The organism is Arthrobacter sp. M2012083 (genome assembly GCF_000281065.1).
Lineage (GTDB): Bacteria > Actinomycetota > Actinomycetes > Actinomycetales > Micrococcaceae > Arthrobacter.
The window spans coordinates 57,075-79,914 of record NZ_AKKK01000015.1 but is presented as its reverse complement, the minus strand read 5'-3'; the positions used below and the strand labels follow the sequence as shown (position 1 = coordinate 79,914).

21 protein-coding genes and 1 tRNA gene are annotated in these 22,840 nt (G+C 62.8%); 19 read left to right on the top strand and 3 right to left on the bottom strand.

Going from position 1 to position 22,840, the window contains the following annotated elements:
• Positions 1-96: 96 nt before the first annotated feature.
• The 19 genes from A477_RS0109240 to A477_RS0109150 all read left to right on the top strand — a co-directional run bounded on the left by A477_RS0109240 (position 97) and on the right by A477_RS0109150 (position 20,046).
• The gene (locus tag A477_RS0109240; RefSeq protein WP_026005483.1) at positions 97-1,617 is read left to right on the top strand and encodes an ABC transporter ATP-binding protein; all 1,521 of its coding nucleotides are present in this window, start codon (positions 97-99) and stop codon (positions 1,615-1,617) included.
• Positions 1,607-2,953 carry an ABC transporter permease gene (locus A477_RS0109235; protein ID WP_017198722.1) on the top strand — a complete coding sequence of 449 codons (1,347 nt, stop codon included), beginning with the start codon at positions 1,607-1,609 and terminating at the stop codon, positions 2,951-2,953. The genes A477_RS0109240 and A477_RS0109235 overlap by 11 nt, the downstream gene beginning before the upstream one ends.
• Complete coding sequence (locus A477_RS0109230) at positions 2,950-4,239, top strand: ABC transporter permease (RefSeq protein ID WP_017198721.1); 1,290 nt, start codon at positions 2,950-2,952, stop codon at positions 4,237-4,239. Before A477_RS0109235 ends, A477_RS0109230 begins: the two co-directional genes overlap by 4 nt.
• Before the next feature lie 2 nt (positions 4,240-4,241).
• Positions 4,242-4,646 (top strand): cytidine deaminase, encoded by a 405-nt coding sequence (locus tag A477_RS0109225; protein WP_017198720.1) that lies wholly within the window; start codon positions 4,242-4,244, stop codon positions 4,644-4,646.
• On the top strand, positions 4,643-5,953 hold the full coding sequence (locus A477_RS0109220; protein WP_017198719.1) for a thymidine phosphorylase: 1,311 nt from the start codon (positions 4,643-4,645) through the stop codon (positions 5,951-5,953). Before A477_RS0109225 ends, A477_RS0109220 begins: the two co-directional genes overlap by 4 nt.
• 86 nt (positions 5,954-6,039) lie before the next feature.
• Positions 6,040-6,690, top strand: coding sequence for a DedA family protein (locus tag A477_RS0109215; protein WP_017198718.1), 651 nt, complete (start codon positions 6,040-6,042; stop codon positions 6,688-6,690).
• Positions 6,691-6,882: 192 nt separating this feature from the next.
• Positions 6,883-7,575, top strand: a complete 693-nt coding sequence (locus A477_RS0109210; RefSeq protein ID WP_017198717.1) for a VTT domain-containing protein — start codon at positions 6,883-6,885, stop codon at positions 7,573-7,575.
• A 39-nt stretch (positions 7,576-7,614) separates the two neighbouring features.
• Positions 7,615-8,757 carry an adenosine deaminase gene (locus A477_RS0109205; RefSeq protein ID WP_017198716.1) on the top strand — a complete coding sequence of 381 codons (1,143 nt, stop codon included), beginning with the start codon at positions 7,615-7,617 and terminating at the stop codon, positions 8,755-8,757.
• A complete protein-coding gene (locus A477_RS0109200) occupies positions 8,735-9,424 on the top strand; it encodes a MazG nucleotide pyrophosphohydrolase domain-containing protein (protein WP_017198715.1) in 690 nt (229 codons plus the stop codon). Before A477_RS0109205 ends, A477_RS0109200 begins: the two co-directional genes overlap by 23 nt.
• 116 nt (positions 9,425-9,540) lie before the next feature.
• Positions 9,541-10,821: a phosphopyruvate hydratase gene (eno, locus tag A477_RS0109195; RefSeq protein WP_011773994.1), complete on the top strand. Its 1,281-nt coding sequence runs from the start codon at positions 9,541-9,543 to the stop codon at positions 10,819-10,821.
• Positions 10,822-10,969: 148 nt separating this feature from the next.
• The gene (locus A477_RS0109190) at positions 10,970-11,692 is read left to right on the top strand and encodes an FtsB family cell division protein (RefSeq protein WP_017198714.1); all 723 of its coding nucleotides are present in this window, start codon (positions 10,970-10,972) and stop codon (positions 11,690-11,692) included.
• A 68-nt stretch (positions 11,693-11,760) separates the two neighbouring features.
• A complete protein-coding gene (locus tag A477_RS0109185) occupies positions 11,761-12,444 on the top strand; it encodes a DUF501 domain-containing protein (protein ID WP_192811996.1) in 684 nt (227 codons plus the stop codon).
• A complete protein-coding gene (locus tag A477_RS0109180) occupies positions 12,441-13,403 on the top strand; it encodes a Ppx/GppA phosphatase family protein (protein ID WP_017198712.1) in 963 nt (320 codons plus the stop codon). Before A477_RS0109185 ends, A477_RS0109180 begins: the two co-directional genes overlap by 4 nt.
• Positions 13,400-14,806 carry a S8 family serine peptidase gene (locus tag A477_RS0109175; protein ID WP_017198711.1) on the top strand — a complete coding sequence of 469 codons (1,407 nt, stop codon included), beginning with the start codon at positions 13,400-13,402 and terminating at the stop codon, positions 14,804-14,806. The genes A477_RS0109180 and A477_RS0109175 overlap by 4 nt, the downstream gene beginning before the upstream one ends.
• 38 nt (positions 14,807-14,844) lie before the next feature.
• Complete coding sequence (locus tag A477_RS0109170) at positions 14,845-16,299, top strand: NAD(P)/FAD-dependent oxidoreductase (RefSeq protein WP_017198710.1); 1,455 nt, start codon at positions 14,845-14,847, stop codon at positions 16,297-16,299.
• 102 nt (positions 16,300-16,401) lie between these two features.
• Positions 16,402-17,322 carry an N-acetyltransferase gene (locus A477_RS0109165; RefSeq protein ID WP_017198709.1) on the top strand — a complete coding sequence of 307 codons (921 nt, stop codon included), beginning with the start codon at positions 16,402-16,404 and terminating at the stop codon, positions 17,320-17,322.
• A 21-nt stretch (positions 17,323-17,343) separates the two neighbouring features.
• A tRNA-Leu gene (locus A477_RS0109160) sits at positions 17,344-17,417 on the top strand.
• A gap of 223 nt (positions 17,418-17,640) precedes the next feature.
• Positions 17,641-18,996, top strand: a complete 1,356-nt coding sequence (locus A477_RS0109155; protein ID WP_017198708.1) for an ABC transporter substrate-binding protein — start codon at positions 17,641-17,643, stop codon at positions 18,994-18,996.
• A gap of 111 nt (positions 18,997-19,107) precedes the next feature.
• The gene (locus tag A477_RS0109150; RefSeq protein ID WP_017198707.1) at positions 19,108-20,046 is read left to right on the top strand and encodes a lipid kinase; all 939 of its coding nucleotides are present in this window, start codon (positions 19,108-19,110) and stop codon (positions 20,044-20,046) included.
• A 57-nt stretch (positions 20,047-20,103) separates the two neighbouring features.
• On the opposite strand, the gene A477_RS0109145 is transcribed toward A477_RS0109150, so the two are convergent.
• The 3 genes from A477_RS0109145 to A477_RS0109135 are packed head-to-tail and all read right to left on the bottom strand — an operon-like array spanning position 20,104 to position 22,831.
• Positions 20,104-20,877: an ABC transporter ATP-binding protein gene (locus tag A477_RS0109145; RefSeq protein WP_017198706.1), complete on the bottom strand. Its 774-nt coding sequence runs from the start codon at positions 20,875-20,877 to the stop codon at positions 20,104-20,106.
• On the bottom strand, positions 20,874-21,866 hold the full coding sequence (locus tag A477_RS0109140) for an ABC transporter ATP-binding protein (RefSeq protein ID WP_017198705.1): 993 nt from the start codon (positions 21,864-21,866) through the stop codon (positions 20,874-20,876). The genes A477_RS0109145 and A477_RS0109140 overlap by 4 nt, the downstream gene beginning before the upstream one ends.
• Complete coding sequence (locus A477_RS0109135) at positions 21,863-22,831, bottom strand: branched-chain amino acid ABC transporter permease (RefSeq protein ID WP_017198704.1); 969 nt, start codon at positions 22,829-22,831, stop codon at positions 21,863-21,865. Before A477_RS0109135 ends, A477_RS0109140 begins: the two co-directional genes overlap by 4 nt.
• Between the last annotated feature and the right edge of the window lie 9 nt (positions 22,832-22,840).

The following is a 22,840-nucleotide window of genomic DNA, read 5'->3' as shown; positions in this document are numbered from 1 at the left end:
CGGGCGGCGCGTTTTTGCCCTGACTACGCTGGGCCTCAAAGCCAGTGGCTTTGGAGCAGTACAGCCGTCCCTCGGACTCACAGAACGGTGGGAGTTGTGAAACTCGAATTGAAGGGGATCTCGAAAGCCTTCGGGACCTTCTACGCCAACCAAGACATCGACCTCGTGGTCGAATCCGGCCAGATCCATTGCCTCCTCGGCGAAAATGGTGCCGGCAAATCAACCCTCATGAACGTGCTGTACGGGCTTTACGAGCCCACAGCCGGCCAGATCCTGGTGGATGACCAACCGGTCAATTTCCGCGGACCCGGTGACGCCATGGCGGCCGGCATCGGCATGGTGCACCAGCACTTCATGCTGGTCCCCGTCTTTACAGTGGCGGAAAACGTTGCCCTCGGCGCGGAGCCGACCACGTTCGGTGGTGTGCTCAGCATCGACGAAACCCGGAAGAAGATCCGGGAGATTTCCGATCAGTACGGTTTCGATGTCGATCCCGACGCCCTGGTGGAGGACCTCCCCGTGGGCGTCCAGCAGCGGGTCGAAATCATCAAAGCGCTGGTGCGTGAGGCAAAAGTCCTCATTTTGGACGAGCCCACGGCCGTGCTGACGCCGCAGGAAACCGATGAACTCCTGGACATCATGAGGCAGCTCAGAGCCGGCGGCACGTCCATCGTCTTCATCTCGCACAAGCTGCGCGAAGTGAAGGCTGTTTCGGACGTCATTACCGTCATCCGCCGCGGCAAGGTGGTGGGAGATGCTCCTCCCACGGCGTCAGCCACAGAACTGGCCTCCATGATGGTTGGACGCCCGGTGAGCCTGAGCCTGAACAAAGCTCCCGCGCAGCCTAAGGAAACCACTTTCGTGGTGGAAAACCTGACGGTGCGTGCGGCCAACGGCACCAACGTGGTGGACGGAATCAGCTTCGACATCGCCCAAGGCGAGATCCTCGCCGTCGCCGGTGTCCAAGGCAATGGCCAAACGGAACTGACCGAAGCCATCCTGGGTGTCCAAGAGCATGTAACCGGCTCCGTGACCCTTGATGGCAAGCAACTGCTGGGCCTTCCCGTCAAGGACGTCCTGCGTTCCGGCGTCGGGTTTGTTCCGGAGGACCGGACAGTGGACGGACTGGTGGGACCGTTCTCCGTGGCAGAGAACCTGGTCCTCGACCTTTACGACCAAGCACCGTTTGCCAGTGGCATCAGCATGAAGCCTGCCAAGGTTGCGGAGCATGCGAAGGCCAAGATCGAGGAATTCGATATCCGGACTCCTTCCGCGGCATCGGCGGCCGGAACGTTGTCCGGCGGCAACCAGCAGAAAGTGGTCATGGCCAGGGAACTGTCCCGGCCCCTGCGGTTGTTTATCGCGAGCCAGCCCACCCGTGGCGTGGACGTCGGTTCCATCGAGTTCCTGCACAAGCGCATCGTTGCCGAACGGGACGTCGGAACGCCGGTCATGATCGTTTCCACTGAACTTGATGAGGTCATTGAGCTCGCCGACCGGATTGCCGTGCTTTACAAAGGCAAGCTCGTGGGCATTGTCCCTGCCGGAACACCCCGCGACACCCTTGGCTTGATGATGGCCGGCGTCGGCCCTGAAGGAGGCTCCGATGACAACTAAAGACGAGTCGGGCAAAGACCAAAAACCCGAGGAATCCACCTCCGAAGTGCGGGCGGCAGACGTCGCCCTGGACACCGCCGGTGGGACGCTGGAACCTTCCATAGTGCCTGTTTCCTCCCAAAGCGGCGACCCGGGACACAAGCAAGGCAGCCTCATGCGCCGGATCGTGATGGGCAACGGCTTTGTCTCCGTCCTGGCGGTCATTGTGGCGCTGTTCCTCGGCGGCCTGCTGATTGCCAGCACGGACGCCCAGGTGGCCAAGACCGCGGGCTACTTGTTCGCACGCCCCACGGACTTCCTGAGTGCGTTGTGGACAGCCATGACCGAGAGCTACGTTGCCCTCTTCCAGGGTGCTGTGTTCAATCCACGTGAAGGTTTCAAGCCCTTGCTTGAAACCATGACCGTGGCAACCCCGCTGATCTGTGCGGGCCTTGGTGTTGCACTGGCGTTCCGCGCCGGCTTGTTCAACATCGGCGCCCAGGGGCAGATCATCATCAGCGCCACTCTCGCTGCCTACGTTGGGTTCGCCTGGCACCTGCCGTTCGGCCTGCACCTGCTGGTGGTCATCATCATGGGCGTCCTGGGCGGTGCTTTGTGGGGTGCCATTGTGGGCATCCTCAAAGCCCGGACCGGTGCGCATGAGGTCATCGTCACCATCATGCTGAACTATGTGGCCTTGTTCCTGCTCGACTTCCTGCTGAACACTGCTGCGTTCCGGCGTCCGGGAGACAACAGCCCCATTTCGCCGCGCCTCGATGAATCGGCAACGTATCCCGTCCTCATCCCGGGATCCCGACTCCACGTGGGCTTCCTGGTGGCAATCGCGCTGACCTACGGTGTGTGGTGGCTGTTGAACCGATCCACCATCGGCTTCGAGTTCCGTGCCGTCGGTGCCAACCCCGTCGCGGCGCGGACCGCCGGCGTCAAAGTATCCCGCGCCACCATCCTGGTGATGGCCATGGCCGGCGCCCTCGCCGCGTTCGGTGGTGTTGCCCAAGTGGCCGGTACCGAAAAGGTGCTGACAGGCGGCGTCGCTGCCCAGATCGGCTTCGATGCGATCACTGTTGCCCTGCTGGGTCGCAGTACACCGTGGGGGACGTTCTTTGCCGGACTGCTGTTCGGAGCTTTCCGTGCAGGCGCAGTGCAGATGCAGATCCAGACCGGAACGCCCATCGACATTGTGCTGGTGGTGCAATCGCTGATTGTGCTCTTCATCGCCGCGCCGCCGCTCATCCGTTCGATCTTCCGGCTGGAGCCCAAGAAGAAGAACAAGAACAAGACACCGAAGGCGGCCCCGAAAGCTGCCCTTGCCAACGCCACCGGAGGTGCCAAGTGAGCGCGACAACCACCGCTCCCAAGTCGGGATCAACGGCCCTGCCAGCGTTCCGGCCGTCCATGAAGGTTCCGCTTTCCCTCGGGATCCTGGCGCTCATAGCCTTGGTCTTCTTCGGATTCCTTGGCCCGGACAAGACAGCCGAGATGAAGATCAGCGACGCCGGCGACGCCGTTGCGGTCCCTGCCCTGATGATTCCTGGACAGGTGGGCGGAATTGTCCTAGGCATCCTGCTGCTGGCCATGGCAGCCTACTCGATCTACCTCTGGACCCAAGGAGAGCGGTCGCCCAAGTGGCTGCCAATCGCGTTTGCCGTGGTGTTCGTGTTCGCCTTGCTTGTTTGGATCGTGGCAGGCGCCCGCCAGCCCTCCATCTCGCTGGCCGGCCTCGTTGCCGGCTCGGTGACACTTGCAGTCCCATTGGTCTTCGGTTCGCTCTCCGGCGTGCTCTGTGAGCGTGTGGGTGTCGTGAACATCGCCATCGAAGGGCAACTCCTGGGCGGAGCATTCACTGCCGCCCTGGTGGCCACCATGACGGGCAGCCCGTACATCGGCCTGATTGCAGCAGCTGCGGCGGGTGCTGCCGTGTCCATGGTCCTGGCCGTGTTCAGCATCAAATACCTGGTCAACCAGATCATCGTCGGTGTGGTTTTGAACGTGTTGGTCTCCGGGCTCACAGGCTTCCTGTACGGCACGTTGATGGTGCCCAACAAGGAGCAGTTCAACACCCCGGGCCGCTTGGACATCCTGCCGATCCCGCTGCTTTCGGACATCCCCATCATCGGGCCCATCCTGTTCGAGCAGTCCATCGCGGGCTACCTCATGTACATTGCGGTGGCCGTGGTGTGGTTCGGCTTGTTCAAGACCCGCTGGGGTTTGCGGGTCCGTGCCGTCGGCGAACACCCGCAGGCTGCCGACACCCTGGGTATCAACGTCAACGCAACCCGTTTCTGGAACGTCACGTTGGGTGGTGCCATCGCGGGTATCGGTGGCGCCGTCTTCACGCTGGTGACCATCGACTCCTTCACCAAGGACATTTCCGGTGGCCGCGGCTTCATTGCCTTGGCTGCCCTGATCTTTGGGCGCTGGAATCCGATCGGCGCATTCCTGGCCTCGCTGCTGTTCGGCTTCGCCTACAACCTGCAGTCCATCCTGGGCATCATCGGTACCCCGGTACCGAGCCAGTTCATGGCCATGCTGCCGTACCTGGTGACCATCTTCGCCGTCGCAGGTTTGGTGGGTAAGTCCCGGCCACCGGCTGCAAGCGGCATACCGTACGTGAAGGGTTGACGATGCCAGCGGAAGATATCGACTGGCAGGCCTTGGAAGATGCAGCAAAGCAGGCCATGCAACAGGCCTACGCGCCATATTCCAAGTTCCCGGTGGGGGCTGCGGCCCTCACCGAGGACGGCCGGATTGTCAGCGGATGCAACGTGGAGAACGCCAGTTACGGGCTGACCCTCTGCGCCGAATGTGCCCTTGTAGGCCAGCTCCACATGACCGGCGGCGGCAAAATCGCCGCTTTCTATTGCGTGGACGGGCAAGGCAACATCCTCATGCCATGCGGGCGTTGCCGCCAGTTGCTCTACGAATTCAGGGCACCCCGAATGCAGCTCATGACAACGCAGGGAATCAAATCCATGGACCAGGTACTTCCTGACGCCTTTGGTCCCGAACATCTGGAGGAAACCACGTGACCACCACTGAAGCGTTCGACGCCGTCCAGATCATTTCCATCAAGCGGGACAAGGGCACGCTCACTCCCGAGCAGATCGACTGGACCATTGATGCCTACACCCGAGGCGTGATCGCCGAGGAACAGATGGCGGCACTGAACATGGCCATCCTGCTGAACGGCATGGACCGCGCCGAGATTTCACGCTGGACATCGGCCATGATCGCCTCGGGCGAGCGGATGGACTTTTCGTCCCTGACAAGGCCCGACGGCGGCCGGAAGGCTACCAGCGACAAGCACTCCACCGGTGGGGTGGGGGATAAGATCACGCTGCCGTTGGCGCCGCTGGTGGCTGTGTTCGGCGTCGCGGTTCCGCAGCTGTCGGGCCGCGGCCTCGGCCACACCGGCGGGACGCTGGACAAGCTGGAGGCCATCCCCGGGTGGCGGGCAAACCTGAGCAACGACGAAATCATGGCCCAGCTCCAGGACGTCGGCGCAGTCATCTGTGCTGCAGGTTCAGGGCTCGCTCCCGCGGATAAGAAGCTGTATGCCTTGCGTGACGTCACTGGAACGGTGGAAGCCATTCCGTTGATTGCCTCCTCGATCATGAGCAAGAAGATCGCCGAAGGAACCGGATCCTTGGTGCTGGACGTCAAAGTGGGTTCGGGCGCCTTCATGAAGGACGAAGCCCGGGCCCGGGAGCTTGCCGAGACCATGGTGGCTTTGGGCAAGGATGCAGGCGTACACACCGTCGCGCTGATCACGGACATGTCCACGCCGCTTGGATTGACTGCCGGTAACGCCATTGAGGTGGAGGAATCAGTGGAGGTCCTTGCCGGCGGCGGTCCGGAAGACGTGGTCGAACTGACCGTCCGCCTGGCCGAGGAGATGCTGGCCGGTGCCGGCATCCACGACGCCGATCCCGCAGCTGCGCTGAAGGACGGACGCGCCATGGACGTCTGGAACCGGATGATCGAAGCCCAAGGTGGAGATCCCCGGGCCGCGCTGCCCGAAGCCAGGGAATCCGAGGTTGTCTTCGCTCCTGCGGACGGCGTCCTGGTGGAACTGGACGCGCTTTCCGTGGGTATTGCCGCGTGGCGCCTGGGTGCTGGCCGTGCCCGCAAGGAAGACAAGGTTCAAGCCGGGGCCGGTGTCCGCCTGCACGCCAAGCCCGGCGCCCTGGTTCGTGCGGGAGAGCCCCTGATGACACTCCTGACGGATACCCCGGAGAAGTTCGACCGGGCCAAGGAAGCGCTCCAGAATGCCGTCGTGATTGCTCCTGAAGGGTCACGCCCGGCGCATCAGCTCATCATCGACCGCATCGCCTAGGCTTAAGTGTCCCGGGCGGTTTCCAGGAACAGCCCGGGACACTAGCCATCCGGCGCCTGTGGGGAGCCGGCTATCGTAAGGAAACCGTGCAGGGCATCAATGATTTCATCCTCGCCGCGGCGGAACAGCCGTGGGTGTTGGTCCTGGTGCTGGCCTGCTGCGTGATTGATGGCTTCTTCCCGCCCATCCCCAGCGAATCCGTGGTGGTGGGCCTGAGTGCAGTTTCCGGCAGCAGCGGCTCACCCAACGTTTGGCTGCTGGGCTTGATGGCAGCCATCGGCGCGTTCTCCGGGGATAACATCGCCTACATCATTGGACACCGCATCGGTATCCAACGCTGGCGCTGGATGCGCACCCAGCGGATGCAAGGCGCCTTTCGTTGGGCGGGCAAGGAACTTCGACGTCGGTCAGCCTCGCTCATCATGGTTGCCCGGTTCATCCCCATTGGCAGAGTCGCGGTCAACCTGACGGCCGGCGCGACGCACTTCCACCACCGTAAATTTGTGGCCCTTACCGCCATGTCGGCCGTCCTGTGGGCGACATATTCGGTGATCCTCGGGTACTTCTTCGGTGTCTGGTTCGAGGACAACCACCTGCTGGGCGCCGTCATAGCGATCGTGGTGGCCGTGATCCTCGGCATCATCATCGATCGCATCATCAGCAAAGTCCGGGGATCAGTGCCCTTGGATGGCAAGAACATTCCTGAGGAAGACGCCCCGGCTCCACCCACGGTATGACGATTTGTGCCCCGGAAGATCAGCCCGGCGGTTGACGACTCCGGCATCGTCAAACCGATAGCGTTAAACGCGTGATCCCAAGGCTGGGACGTAGCGAACGACGTCCCGGCCGTGGGACACTAGAGCGACTTCCGTCACATCGTCAAGTCACATTCGTCTAGGAGCTACCCCCGCGTGGAGTTTTTGAATCAAATGCTCGAGCATGCAGCCGGGCAGCCCTGGATATACCCGGTACTTCTTGTCTTCTTCTTCATTGACGGATTCGCCACCATTCTCCCCAGTGAAACAGCCATTGTGGGCCTCTCGGCGCTGTCCCTTCACAGCGGAGAACCCAACCTTTGGATTCTGGGTGCAACTGCCTTGGTAGGTGCCATGGCGGGCGACAACATGGCTTACATGTTGGGACGCAAGATCGGCCTTACCCGTTGGAAATGGATGCGGCGTCCAAAGGTCCAGAAAATGTTTGCGTGGGCGCAGTACGAGCTGGACAAGCGCGGTGCGGTCCTGATTTTCACGGCCCGGTACATTCCGTGGGGTCGCGTAGCGGTGAACTACGTCGCCGGGCAGACGGGATTCCGCCACCGCACCTTCTTCTGGCTGGACGCCTTCGCCTGCATCACGTGGGTGGGCTACTCGATCGGTATTGGCTTGCTCGCAGGTCAGTGGGTGCACCACAACCCGCTCCTCGGCGTCGGAATTGCTGTGGCCTTCGCCGTGGTCCTCGGCATCGTGGTGGACCACGCACTGCGCTGGTGGCACAAGTACCTTGAGAAGAAGGACCTGGCGCGTGAAGCCGCCGCAAGCAATGCTGCACCCGCAGCGGAGTCGTCGAATCTGTCGCAAAAAGCAGTTGCCGGGGCCGACCTCTCCAATCCTGCCGGTTAATGACCTGCCGGGGGCTGCGGTGGGGACTAGTCTTAGTACGTGACTGAGCCCATTCTTGACGCTGCCCCTGCCCTTGACTTCGATCTGAAGAGCCTTCCCAAGGTTTCCCTCCACGATCATCTGGACGGAGGACTCCGCCCGGCCACCATCATCGAGCTGGCTGAGGCCGCCGGCCACACCCTGCCCTCCACCGATCCGGTGGCGCTGGGTGAATGGTTCCGTGAATCCGCTGACTCCGGTTCGCTGGTCCGCTACCTCGAAACGTTTGACCACACCGTGGCCGTCATGCAGACCAAGGAGGGCCTGTTCCGGGTCGCCAAGGAATTCGTGGAGGACCTGGCCGAGGACGGCGTCGTGTACGGCGAAGTCCGCTGGGCTCCTGAACAGCACTTGCAGCAGGGCCTGACCCTGGACGAGGTTGTGGAAGCAGTCCAGACCGGCCTCGAAGCCGGCATGGATTCCGCCGAAGAACGCGGTCAGCAAATTCAGGTTGGGCAGCTTATTACTGCCATGCGCCATGCTGACCGAGGTCAGGAAATTGCGGAGCTCGCTGTCCGCCACCGCGCCAACGGTGCCGTCGGCTTCGACATTGCCGGTGCTGAAGACGGCTTCCTCCCGTCCCGCTTTAAGGACGCCTTCACCTACCTCGCCGAGAACAACTTCCCGGCGACGGTCCACGCCGGCGAGGCGGCAGGCCTGGAGAGCATCCAATCCGCGTTGGTGGACGGCCGTGCCTTGCGCCTTGGCCACGGCGTGCGGATCGCCGAGGACATCTCGGTGGAGTTTGAGGACAACTCCGACGACGACGGCGAGGACACCATCGGCATGGTGACCATCGGCAGCGTGGCAGCATGGGTTCGGGACCGCGGAATCGCCCTTGAAATCTGCCCTTCCTCCAACCTTCAGACCGGTGCGATTTCCGGCTTTGGCGATGGCATCGAAAGCCACCCGGTGGACATGCTCTTCCAGCTCGGCTTCAACGTCACCATCAACACCGACAACCGCCTCATGAGCGGCGTGACGCTTACCGACGAGTTCGAACTCCTGGTGGAGACCTTCGACTACGACCTCGATGATCTGCTCGAGCTGACGCTCAACGCGGCCGAGGCAGCGTTCCTGCCGCTGGACGAGCGTGAAGCCTTGGTTGAGTACATCAACGATGCCTACGCCAACCTCGGCTGATAACGGCTCAAGCGGCTTGCCGGAGCTCATCCGGACAATAGCCGCCCTCCGCGAGCACTGCCCGTGGATGGGCGCCCTGACCCACGAATCCCTGGTGGAGTACCTGATCGAGGAAGCCTATGAAGTGGTTGATTCGATCGAAGCCGGTGCTGTTGATGAAGAGCTCCGCGGCGAGCTGGGCGATGTGCTGCTTCAGGTAGTGCTCCATGCCCGGCTCGCCGAGGAGCGCGGCAGTTTTGATTTCGCTGCGGTAGCCCGAGGTATTAACGCCAAGATGATCCGACGCAACCGGCACGTGTTCAAGGCGGACGGTTCACTGCAGGACAGTTTTCCGTCCAGTGTCCAGGAAATCATCGTCAAGTGGGATGCTGCCAAGCGGGCCGAGAAGCCGGAGCGGAAGGATCCCTTTGAGGGGATTCCGCCCCACCTGCCTGCCTTGGCAGGTGCGCAGAAGTCCTTCGACCGGGCAGTCCGCGCCGGCATGTCCGTTGACACCCAAAGCCGGCTGGCCGCCGTCGGACTTCCTGTCATCCCGGCCTCGGAAGAGGCGCTGGGGGAGCTGCTGCTCGCCGTCGTGGCGGGTGCCCGGGAGCAAGGACTCGACGCCGAACGGGCCCTCCGTGCCGCAGTTCGATCGTTTCAGAACAACCAGGCGCAGCCTTCATGACGTGAGCCGTTGGAAGCCGTGCCGTAACGTAAGCCACTCTCGACTACGCTAGTAGCGACGAGGACGTTGAGAATTTCCCTCTACATTCCTGTAATTCGCCCATAAGGAGCACATCCATGGCGCTTATCGATGCCATCCACGCACGCGAGATCCTTGATTCCCGCGGAAACCCGACCGTAGAAGTTGAGGTCCTGCTCTCCGACGGCCAGATCGGCCGCGCAGCAGTTCCCTCCGGTGCCTCCACCGGCGAGCACGAAGCCGTTGAGCTTCGCGACGGCGACAAGGGCCGTTACCTCGGCAAGGGTGTCCAGAAGGCCGTTGACGCCGTCATCGACGAGATCTCCCCGGCCCTGATTGGCTTCGACGCCACTGACCAGCGCAGCATCGACCAGGCCATGATCGACCTGGACGGCACGCCCAACAAGGGCAAGCTCGGCGCCAACGCCATCCTCGGCGTTTCCCTCGCCGTTGCCAACGCTGCCGCGGCTTCTGCAGACCTGCCGCTGTACAAGTACCTGGGCGGCCCGAACGCCCACGTCCTTCCCGTTCCGCTGATGAACATCCTCAACGGTGGCTCGCACGCCGACTCCGATGTGGACATCCAGGAATTCATGATCGCCCCGATCGGCGCCGAGACCTTCTCCGAAGGCCTGCGCTGGGGTGTTGAGGTCTACCACAACCTCAAGGCTGTCCTGCAGGAAAAGGGCCTCTCCACCGGCCTCGGCGACGAGGGTGGCTTCGCCCCCAACCTGCCGTCCAACCGCGCTGCGCTGGACCTGATCCAGGAAGCCATCAAGAACGCCGGCTACACCCCGGGCACGGACATTGCCCTTGCCTTGGACGTTGCATCTTCCGAGTTCTACAAGGAAGGTGCTTACCAGTTCGAAGGCAAGGCACTTTCTGCCACCGAGATGAGCGCCTACTACGCTGAGCTCGTTGCCGACTACCCGCTGGTTTCCATCGAAGACCCGCTGGACGAGAACGACTGGGAAGGCTGGAAGACCCTCACCGACACCATTGGTGACAAGGTCCAGCTTGTTGGCGACGATCTCTTCGTCACCAACCCGGTCCGCCTGCAGCAGGGCATCGAGACGGCCACGGCCAACTCCCTGCTGGTCAAGGTCAACCAGATCGGTTCCCTGACCGAGACGCTCGACGCCGTTTCCCTGGCTCAGCGCTCCGGTTACACCACCATCACCTCGCACCGCTCCGGTGAAACCGAGGACACCACCATTGCTGACATCGCTGTTGCCACCAACGCGGGCCAGATCAAGACCGGTGCCCCGGCCCGCTCCGAGCGCGTTGCCAAGTACAACCAGCTGCTGCGCATCGAAGAAGAACTCGACGACGCCGCACGCTACGCCGGCCGCAGCGCGTTCCCGCGTTTCAAGGGCTAGCCTTCAGCGAAAACACGTAACCGGTGGCTATGGTGGAAAGACCATGGCCGCCGGTTCTGTTTAACTCCGGTTCTGTTCACCACGGGCCAGGTCAGCAACAGCAAGCGCAGCAACCCGCCAGGCAAGCACCGGGCATTACAGGAGTGTCATGGCCACCCGTCGTCCAAAGGTACCCAGGGCCGACGCCCTTGGTCGTCCGTCAAGTGGTGCCCGTCCGGCCAGCGCAGGCGGTGCTGCCGGCAAGGGCTCCGACGTCGCAGGTTCTGAGGGCGCTGACGTCATCACGGCCGAGTTCGGCGGGCCGCGGGCTTCATCAAAGACTGCCCCGGCCGCGGGGCCCAAAGCTCCGGCCAACAGCAAGGCGCCCACCGACGCCAAGAAGAGCAGCGACAGCAAGCCGGCAGGCACTTCACCGAAGGCTGCGGACAAGGCCAAGGAAAAACCGTGGCCCGGGGCGAGGGATGACCGGGAGCTGGATCCCGTACCGGCGAAGGCGTTCTCCGGCAGGATGCTCGCACTTGCTGTGGTGATGATTGCCATCACCATCCTGTTGGCCCCAACTGTGAAGATTTTCCTGGAGAAACGCGCCGAAATTTCCGCTCTGGAAGCAGAAATTGCGAGCAGGAAAGCGGAACAAACCGAGCTGAACAAACAGCTCTCCCGGTGGCAGGACCCCAACTACGTGAAACAGCAGGCCCGCGACCGCATTAACATGGTTATGCCGGGTGAAACAGGTTACTGGGTGTTTGGGGGAGAAGAAGCCGCCGGCACACCGGGTGGCCGCACCGGCTCCGGATCGTCGGCCAACCCGGAGAATCTGCCCTGGGTGGATGCTCTTTGGGAGTCAATCAGACGATCGGCAACTGACTAGACGCGGTGCCCGCCGCCGTCGTGTCCGCATGGGACGTGACAAAAGGGGCAGGAAGGTTGGCAGCGCAAGTGGAAGAGAACACGGCAGCCGTGCCGCAGGAATCCCGCCAGCCATCAGCACACGATCTTGAGGTCCTCAGCCGACAGCTGGGCAGGCCGGTCAGGGATGTTGTCGAGATCCCTGCGAGGTGCGTCTGCGGCAACCCCTTGGTGGCGGCGACAGCTCCCCGGCTCAGCAACGGAACTCCGTTTCCCACCACGTTCTACCTGACCCACCCGGTCATCACTTCCGCGGTGTCGCGCCTTGAAGCGGGCGGGCTCATGAACGAGATGAATGAGCGACTGACCGCCGACCAGGAGCTGGCCGGCGCCTACCATGGCGCCCACGATGCCTACCTTCAGGCCCGCAACCAGATCGCTGATCGCTCCGGCACCGGGGCAGTGCCCGAGATCGACGGTATCTCTGCGGGCGGTATGCCCACCCGCGTGAAGTGCCTCCATGTCCTGGTGGGGCATTCTTTGGCTGCTGGGCCGGGCGTCAATCCGCTGGGGGACGAGGCACTGGATGCCATTACGGAGTGGTGGACCAAGGACCGTTGCTATTGCGACGGCGCCTGGGACACAGCCGGCGAGGCTCCTTCGCGGGACTTGAGCCGCCATGGTCCGCAAGGCTTGCCGGACATCGTGGGGCGTCCCGCCCCGGTGCGGAAGTCCAAGAGTGAAACCCTTGACGAGCAGGAGGGCACCGCATGAGCCGCGTGGCTGCCATTGACTGCGGTACCAACTCCATCCGGCTGCTTATCGCTGATGTCTCACATGGACTACCGGATGCACAGGGTCCGCTGACCGACGTCGTGCGTGAAATGCGCGTGGTGCGGCTGGGCCAGGGCGTCGATGCCACGGGAGAGCTGGCTCCGGAGGCCTTGGAGCGCACGTTTGCTGCTGCACGGGACTATGCGCGCCTCATCAACGAACACGGTGCCGAACGAGTCCGGTTCGCCGCTACGTCGGCAACTCGTGATGCCAGTAACCGCCAAGTCTTTGTGGACGGCATCCGGGATCTCCTGGGCGTGCAGCCAGAGGTCATTTCCGGTGACGAGGAGGCTGCGCTGTCCTTCGCCGGAGCCAGCAGCGTCCTGCCGGCCACGGGGGAGGACGCGATCCTGGTGGTGGACCTGGGCGGGGGAAGTACCGAATTCGTGCTGGGCGACTCCAACGGCGTTATCGCAGCGCGCTCGGTGGACATTGGCTGCGTGCGGCTGACTGAACGTCACCTTCGCAGCGATCCGCCCACTGCTGCGCAAATCAGCGCAGCAGAGGCCGACGTCGATTCCGCACTTGATCTTGCCGCTGAGACGGTGCCGCTCGACCGCGCCGCAGCGGTGGTTGGCGTCGCTGGTTCCATCACCACCATTACCGCGCACGCGTTGGGACTGAGCGAATATGAACCGGGCCGAATCCACGGCGCCTCGCTGGACCTCGAAACCATTACCGACGCTTGTACCAGCCTGCTGGAAATGACGCGCGATGAACGTGCTGCCCTTCCCTACATGCACCCGGGACGCGTAGACGTGATCGGAGCGGGAGCCTTGGTATGGCGCCGCATTCTGATCCGGATGGCAGCGGTCAGCAACGGGACCATTCGCGCGGCTGTTTCCAGCGAACACGACATTCTTGACGGTATCGCCCTGAGTATCCGGGACGGCGAATGACGTTGCGGCTTCGACGCATCCTGTCCGCTGCGCTTGCCACCGTATTGGCCGGCGCGGCGCTTGCAGGTGCGCTGTTGTCTGCTCCGGCAGCCAACGCCGATGCGTGGCGTGACAAGCAATACTGGCTCAAGGAATCCGGTGTCACCAACGCCTGGCAGGTGTCCAAGGGGGCCGGCGTCAAGGTCGCGATCATCGATAGCGGTATTGACGGTAGCCACCCTGATCTTAAGGGCGTCGTGGTCGGTGGGACGGATGTCTCCGGGGCCGGGGCTCCGAATGGACAGAAGAGCATCGGCGCCAAGACCGAACACGGCACCCTGGTGGCAACGATGCTCGCCGGGCGCGGCCACACCACGCCCACCCCGCCGCCATCGGCATCAGCGTCGGCAGCTCCGAAGCCGGCCTCACCTCCAGGGCCACCAACCACCCCGCCCGCCGGGGGACCGGACGGGATCACTGGCGTGGCGCCCGAAGCGGAGATACTCGCCATTTCAACGTGGCTCGGTTCGCCCAACCCGGGCGGCAAGACCGACCAGGAACAAATACCTGAGGCCGTGCGCTGGGCGGTGGACAACGGTGCCAAGGTCATCAACATTTCCCTCGGCAGCACTTCGCCGGATTGGCCGCAGAGCTGGGACGCAGCGTTTCTGTACGCGGAGCAAAAGGATGTGGTGATCGTTGCCGCTGCGGGAAACCGCGTGGGTGGCAACGTCCAGGTTGGAGCCCCGGCAACCATTCCCGGCGTCCTCACGGTAGCCGGGTTGGATGGTGAGGGACGCGCCAGCGTCGACTCTTCGTCCCAAGGCATCAGCATTGGAGTAGCGGCCCCGGCGGAGAAACTGGTGGGCGGCATTCCCGGAGGTTCGTATGCCGAGTGGGCAGGAACGTCCGGAGCGGCACCCATCGTTTCAGGTGTGGCAGCGCTGATCCGTTCCAAGTGGCCGGAAATGAGCGCTACCCAGGTCATCAACAGGATCGTCAGCACCGCCAAGGACGCCGGCGCCCCAGGCAAGGACCCTCTGTATGGCTACGGCATCCTGGACGCTGAGGCTGCGCTGAAGAATGACGTTCCAACCACCAGCACCAACCCGCTGGGTTCCATCGCGGACTGGATCCGCGTCCACCGCCGCGGCGTCTTTAGCGAACCCTCACAGGCGCCCGTGGCGAGCCCTACCAGCGCCGCTCCGACGCTTGCCGATCCGACTGTCCCTGTTGCAAAGACGCCTGCCACCGTGGACGAAGCCCTTCCTGCCGCCGTCGTGCTGGGTTTTGGCGCGCTGTTTGTCGCCCTCGTGGCGGGTGCGGCCATCCAGTTGCGGAGAGTCCTGAAGAACCCGCCAGCGGTGCCCGAAGAGGCCGAGACGGGCGCGCTTTTGAAGGTGGATCCTCCCGCGAGGAAGTAGTTAGTGAAGATTTTCACAAAGTACTGTACTCTGGACTCATGGCAACCACCCCAGAGCTCATTGACCGTCCCCGGGTTCTCGTCGTCGGCGGCGGCTACGTCGGCCTGTACGTAGCACTCAAACTGCAGAAGAAGATCGCGAACGCAGGCGGAATCGTCACCGTCGTTGATCCACTGCCGTACATGACCTACCAGCCCTTCCTCCCGGAAGTGGCCGGTGGCAACATCGAGGCACGCCACGCCGTCGTCTCCCACCGTCAGCACCTCAAGCAGACTGAGCTCATCCAGGGCCGCGTCACCAGCATCGACCACGCCAACCGGACCGCGGTGATCGCCCCGTCCGATGGCGGCGAAAACTTCGAGATCCCGTACTTCGACGTTGTGATCGCAGCAGGCGCCATCACCCGCACGTTCCCCATCAAGGGCCTCGCGGACAAGGGCATCGGCCTGAAGACCATTGAGGAAGCCGTTGCACTGCGCAACAAGGTGCTGGAGCGCATCGAATCGGCTTCCACCATGACTGACCCCGCAGAGCGCGCCAAGGCACTGACCTTCGTCGTGGTCGGTGGCGGCTTTGCCGGCATCGAATGCCTCACCGAAATGGAAGACCTGGCCCGCGCTGCTGTGCGCAACAACCCGCGCATCCGCCAGGAAGAAGTCCGCTTCATCCTGGTTGAAGCCATGGGCCGCATCATGCCCGAGGTCACCGCCTCGCAGGCGGAGTGGGTTGTGGAGCACCTCCGCAGCCGCGGCATCGAAGTACTCCTGAACACGTCCCTTGACAGTGCCGAGGGCAACCTCAAGCTGATCAACCTCCCGGACAAGACCCCCGCCGGCGAAGTTGAAGCAGACACCCTGGTATGGGCTGCCGGCGTGCAGGCCAACCCGATGATCCGCTCCACGGACTTCCCGCTGGAACCACGTGGCCGCGTTCGCGTGCTGCCTGACCTGCGCATCGCAGGCGACGAAGGCATCGTGGAGAACGCCTGGGCAGCCGGCGACATCGCCGCTGTTCCGGACCTCACGGGCAAGGGCCTGCCGGACGGCACCTGTGTTCCCAACGCCCAGCACGCCCTGCGCCAGGCCAAGAAGCTCGCTAAGAACCTTTGGGCCTCCCGCTGGGACAAGCCGCTGCACGACTACAAGCACAAGAACCTCGGTGCTGTAGCCGGCTTCGGCGAGTGGAAGGGTGTTGCAAACATCAACCTGCTCGGCCGCATCGGCCTCAAGGGCGGCCTCGCCTGGCTGGCCCACCGCGGTTACCACGGCATGGCGATGCCCACGGTGGAGCGCAAGTTCCGCGTGATCCTCGGCTGGATCCTGGCCTTCTTCGCGGGCCGCGACACCACTCCGCTGATGGACCTGGACAACCCGCGCGGTGCCTTCGTGGCCGCAGCGACGCCGGCTCCCAAGCCTGCTGCCGCTCCCGCGCCGGTGGAAGCCAAGCCGGTGGTCGAGGAAGTCAAGACTCCGGTAACTGCTGACGCAAAGTAGTACACGCACGACGGCGGCCGTCCCCTTGCGGGGGATGGCCGCCGTCGGCGTTTAACGCCGGCCGCTAAATGGTTGCGGCGGACACGCCCATAGACTGTTCCCATGTCCGGCGAAACCGATCTGAAGACACTCCTTGAGTCCCTTCATCCCGTGGCCCGCGATGGCGACTACGTTTACGCCCTGTGGCCGCACGGCCGGCCTTTGGAAGGTGGCATCGAAGCGGCCGTTCGCGAGGCCGAAGGCCTGACGGTGGTCCTTCACCGCGACGAAGCCGATTCTTTGGGCCTTAGCTACGATTTCGTGGCCACATGGATCACGCTCCAGGTCCATTCGGCCTTGGAAGCCGTGGGACTCACTGCTGCTGTCAGTGCTGCGCTGACGCACGCGGGAATCAGTTGCAACGTCCTGGCTGGTTTCCATCATGATCACCTGTTGGTGCCCTCAGCGGACGCGGGACGGGCCATGGACGTGTTGCGGCTGCTGGCACGCGGCGTGGTCCTGCGCTCCGAGAGGCCCGAGGACCGGGCCGAGATCCTGGAGCTCACTGCCCGCGCGTTTTCCGTCTCCCCGGTGACCGGTGAAGCGGTTGAGGGCACGCCGATTGAAGTGGGGCTTTTGCGGGAGCTTTTTGAGTGCAGCGAGTACGTGCCGGAACTCAGCATCGTGGCGGAAATGGGCGGGGAAATCGTGGGGCACGCGATCAGCACGAGGGGCTGGGTGGGAGAGCTGCCTGCCTTGGGGTTGGGTCCTATCGGTGTGCTTCCCCAATTCCAGCGGCGCGGGGTTGGTTCGGCGTTGATGCGCGAGACGGCGGCGCGTGCCACTGCACTGGGAGAGCCGGGAATCGCATTGCTTGGCAACCCCCTCTACTACCAGCGTTTCGGCTATGTGCCGGCCACCTCCATGGGCGTTGAGCCGCCTGAGGCGATGTGGGGCGAGCACTTCCAGCTGCTCACCTTGCCGGGATGGCCCGACGGCGTCCGGGGCACCTTTCGCTACGCCGCGCCATTCAACCGGCTCTAGCTGGGATACCATGGTCCGGGCGCCCCAGTAGCCCAATTGGCAGAGGCAGCGGACTTAAAATCCGCGTGTTGTGGGTTCGAGTCCCACCTGGGGCACAGACGCAAGGTGAGAGCTCTTTCTCCCTTCGTGTGCACGGTTCTCCTCTTCGGTGACTTTTCCCAGCAAGCTCGTAGATTCCCCACAGGCAACGAGTGTTATAGGGATGTGACCTGAATCACTTATGTTCCCGGGGCAATTGCACTAGTTTGAGTCTTAATCAGGAACACCTGAGTAATCGCATCAAAGGCAGTTCGCACCTTTCGATCGAGGAGACAACGAATGTTTGATCTTTCCCCAGCGGCGCCCCGAGCCGCCAAGCTAACAGCGCTTGGCATTGGGGTCGCTCTCTTGGCCACAGCTTGTGGTGGGTCTTCGACACCTACCCAGACTGGGTCTCAATCCGCCGCCGCGGCAGGTATCGCCTGCCCGGCACCGAGCGGCGGGGCGGGAGCCGGCAACAGCCAGGCTGCCACCAACACGGGACCAGTACCTCCCTCGACCACCACCACGGCTACGCCGCTTAAGCTTGGATCGCTCCTGCCGACAACGGGGTCGCTGGCGTTCCTCGGCCCGCCTGAAATTGCCGGTGTCAACCTCGGCGTCAAGGAAGTCAACGACGCCGGTGGCGTTTTGGGTGCCCCGGTGGAAGTAACCCACCGCGACTCCGGTGACACCAAGACCGACATCGCCACGCAGTCCACCACAGCCTTGCTGGGCCAGGGTGTGAGCGCAGTAATCGGTGCGGCCTCGTCCGGCGTTTCCAAGACGGTCATCAACCAGATCACCGGCGCTGGCGTCATCCACTTCTCCCCGGCGAACACCTCACCTGACTTCACCACGTGGGACGACAAGGGCCTCTACTGGCGCACGGCACCGTCCGACGTCCTGCAGGGCAAGGTCCTCGGTAACTACATGGCTACCTGTGGCGCCCAGACTGTTGGCATGATCGTTCTCAACGACGCTTACGGAACCGGCCTGCAGAAGAACGTTAAGGAAGCTTTCGAGGCAGCCGGCGGCAAGGTTGTTGCAGAAGAACTCTTCAACGAGGGTGATTCACAGTTCAGCAGCCAGGTGGACAAGGTCCTGGCAGCCAAGCCGGATGCCATCGCATTGATTACCTTCGACCAGGCCAAGAGCATCGTGCCCCTGATGACCGGCAAGGGCGTCAAGCCCACGCAGCTGTTCATGGTGGACGGCAACACCTCGGACTACAGCAAGGACTTCCAGGCCGGCACCATGAAGGGCGCACAGGGAACCATCCCCGGTACGTTCGCCAAGGACGCCTTCAAGCAGAAGCTCCTCGCGATCGATCCCGCCCTGAAGGATTACAGCTACGCAGGCGAGTCCTACGACGCCGTGAACCTGATCGCGTTGGCATCCGAGGCAGCCAAGAGCACCAAGGGCACGGACATCGCGGCCAAGCTCAAGGAAGTCTCTGAAGGCGGCGAGAAGTGCACCGACTTCCCGTCATGCGTCACCCTGCTCCGCGAGGGCAAGGACGTTGACTACGACGGCCAGTCCGGTCCGGTAACGTTCTCCGATGCCGGTGACCCCACCGAGGCATACATCGGTATCTACGAATACCAGGACGACAACACCTACAAGCCGGTCCGCGAAGAGTTCGGCAAGCTCTAAGCTGAACGCCAACTAGACCGCAGTTAGCAGCGGGTCCCCATCCTCACAAGGAAGGGGACCCGTTCGGCGTTAACAAAGCCCTCACACAGGCTGTAGACCTACCATGTCCTCATGAAGCTAACCCGGGAAGCCCGCTCCATCGCTGTGGTCATCAACGCCGGTTCACGCAAAGGTTCCGCGGCCCAAAAGGTGGTGGCCGACAGTCTCGCAAAGGCGGAGCTCCCGGTCTCCGCGATGTATACAGTGTCTGGGGGCGGCGACCTCGGCCGAGCCCTGGAACAAGCGATGACCGAAGGTCACGATTTTGTGGTTGTTGGGGGAGGCGACGGAACAGTTGCCTCTGCAGCAGGACTCGTGGCGGGTACCGACGTCGTGCTGGGTGTTCTTCCGCTGGGCACCGCGAATGACCTTGCCAGGACGCTGGAAATCCCCCGGGACCTGGGCCGCGCCTGCGCTGCCCTCGCGGACGGAAAAGTAGTGGACATCGATCTCGGGCGGGCGAACGGCCAACCCTTCCTCAACGTGGCTTCAGCCGGCCTGTCCGTGGCAGTCACGCAGGCGCTCAGTCCGCGCCTCAAACGACTCATCGGGCCCTTGGCATATGGTGTGGCCACGCTTCGCTCCTACGCCACGCACAAGCCGTTCCACGCCCGCCTCGAGTTCCCGGACGGGGACCATGAGCCAGTAGAGCTGGAGGACCTGTTGCAGGTGGCGGTGGGAAACGGAAGGTACTACGGAGGCGGCAACGCGGTCTCTCCGACAGCGGGGATCGATGATCACACACTGGACATCTACGCGATCCAGGCGGCGCCGCTGCGGGAGCAGGCAAAGATTGCGCGTTCGCTCAAGAATGGCAAGTTTGTGGAAAACGAGCGGGTGCTCCACCTCACCAGCCGGAATGTCAGGTTGGTGACCAATCCGCTGCTGTCGATGAACCTCGACGGCGAGATCACAACCAGCACGCCCACGGACTTCACGGTTGAGCGAAATGCGGTGCACGTGGTGGTGCCGGCGGGCAGCAGCAGCGCGACTTTTGAGGGACGCCACTGAAACGCCGAAGGCCTGGTTCCGGCGCGACGCCGGAACCAGGCCTTCGGGTTACCCTCGTTAGACCTCGTCTGCCAAGGTACCCAGGTAGAGCTGGATGACCTTGGGGTCCTTCATGAGCTCACGGCCCGTGCCGGTGTACGCATCCTTGCCTTGGTCCAGGACATAGCCGCGGTCGCAGATCTGCAGGCAACGGCGGGCGTTCTGTTCCACCATGATCACCGAGACTCCCGCCCGGTTGATCTCGTGGACACGGAGGAAGGTCTCGTCCTGTTTGACGGGGGAGAGGCCTGCTGACGGCTCGTCAAGCAGCAGCACGGCCGGGTCCATCATGAGGGCCCTGCCCATGGCCACCATCTGGCGTTCGCCACCCGACAGGGAACCTGCACGCTGGGCACGCCGCTTTCCCAACTCGGGGAAGAGGCTGGTAACAAAGTCGAAGCGTTCGGAGAAATCCTTGGGCCGCTGGAACATGCCCATTTGGAGATTCTCTTCTATGGTCAGCGTGGCGAAGACGTTGTTTGTCTGCGGAACGAAGCCCACGCCCTGGGTGACCAGTTTATTGGCCTTTAGCCCCGTGAGGTCCTGGCCACGAACCACCACTGTGCCGGAGTGGACCTTCACCAGACCGAACATGGCCTTCAGGAGCGTGGATTTACCGGCGCCGTTGGGGCCGATAATGCCAATCAGCTCACCCTTGCGGGCCTCGATGCTGCAGCCATTGAGGATATTGACGCCAGGAATGTAGCCTGCCACGAGGTTGGTGACCTTGACCACGGAATCGCCGGCCGGGGCGGCCGCCGAGGCGGGCATTTCGCTGATACTGCTGCTCATTTCCCGTCCTCCTTCTTGCTTTCTTCGATCTCGGACAGGATGCCGGCATCTTCGGTGCCCACTACCGACTCTTCATCGGCTTCAAGTTCTGCCTCGAGCACTTTGATGCCTTCGGCGTCGCCAAGGTCCACATCGTGGTGGGCACCAAGGTAGGCGTCGATCACGGCGGGGTTCTTCATGACTTCGCCCGGAGGTCCTTCGGCAACAACTTTGCCTTCGGCCATGACCACAACCCAGTCGGCAATGTGGCGGACCATGTTCATGTCGTGCTCCACGAAGAGCACGGTCATGCCCTCCGCTTTGAGGTTCTTGATGTGGTCCAGCAGAGACTGTGTCAATGCCGGGTTCACACCGGCCATGGGCTCATCCAGCATCACCAGCTTGGGCTTTACCATCAGGGAGCGTGCCATCTCCAGGAGCTTCCGCTGGCCACCGGAGAGGGACGCTGCATAGTCGTCCTTCTTGGTATCCAGCTTGAACTTCTCCAGCAGCACGTTGGCTTGGGCTGTGATTTCCTTTTCCCGTCCTCCCCAGATGCCTTTGAACAGGGCCCTGGACAGCCGTTCGCCGGGTTGGTCCGCAGCACCGAGGCGCATGTTTTCCATCACGGTCAGCTTGCCCATCACCTTGGTCAGCTGGAAGGTGCGGACCATGCCCATGCGGGCCACCTTGTACGAGGAAACGCCGGCCAGGCTGTTGCCTTCAAACTGCCACTTGCCCGTGTTGGGAGTGTCAAAGCCCGTGAGCAAGTTGAACAGGGTTGTTTTGCCCGCGCCATTGGGACCGATCAAGGCGGTGATTTTATGGCGGGGAATCTCGAGGTATTCCACGTCCACCGCGTTGATGCCGCCAAAGGAACGGGTGACGTCCTCTGCCACCACAATGGGATCGCGCTTCTTGCAGCCGGGGGTATTTTCCCCGACGGCGATAGGCCGCGAATCGGTCATGTAGTCGATATTTTCGGTATTGCGTTCGTTGGTCTCACTCATGCGAAAGCAAGCTCCTTCTTATTGCCGAAGACGCCTTGCGGGCGGAAGATCATCAGGAGCATCAGCGCAACGCCCACCAGGATGTAGCGCAACTGGCCGGCCTGGACGGTGGTCAGCCAGGTGACTGCCCCTGATTCGATGAGGCCGTAGAGCAGGCTCTGGGTCAGCGAGAGCACAACCCAGAAGATCATGGCCCCAATGACAGGCCCCAACACCGTGGCCATGCCGCCGAGCAGGAGGCAGGTCCACAAGAAGAACGTAAGCTCTGTGCCGTAGTTGGACGGCTGGACGGCGCCGCGGGGGAGTGTGAAGATCATGCCCGCCAACGCGCCGAGCACGCCGCCAATGACCAGGGCCTGCATCTTGTAGGCGTAGACGTTCTTGCCGAGCGAGCGGACAGCGTTCTCGTCTTCCCGGATGCCCTTCAAGACGCGGCCCCAGGGGCTGCGCATCAGGAGCCACACCAGGAGGCAGCACACGATGACCAGGCCCCACCCGACGACGCGGATAAAGAAGTCGCGGTTGTTCATGCCCATATAGGACCCTTCAGGGAAGGGATTCATGGCATAGAAGGTGTTCTCGAACGCTGCCAGGCCGTTGGCGGAGCCTGTGACGCTGGTGAGCTGGTTGGTGGTCACCACGTACCGCACAATTTCGGCGGCGGCGATGGTGACGATAGCCAGGTAGTCGGCACGAAGCCGCAGCGTAGGAATACCCAGGATGAACGCGAAGATCACCGAGCACAGAACAGAGATGATCAGGGCAAGGAAGAACGGGGCGTCGAAAGTCAGGGTAGAGATTGCGAAACCGTAGGCACCCACCGCCATGAAGCCGGCCTGGCCGAAGTTCAGCAGGCCTGAGTAGCCGAAGTGCACCGCGAGGCCCAAAGCGGCAAGTGCGTAAGCCGCCGTCGTCGGGCTGAACAATTCGCCAAGGGCGCTGGAGAAAATAAATCCGAAGTCCATGGCCCGCTC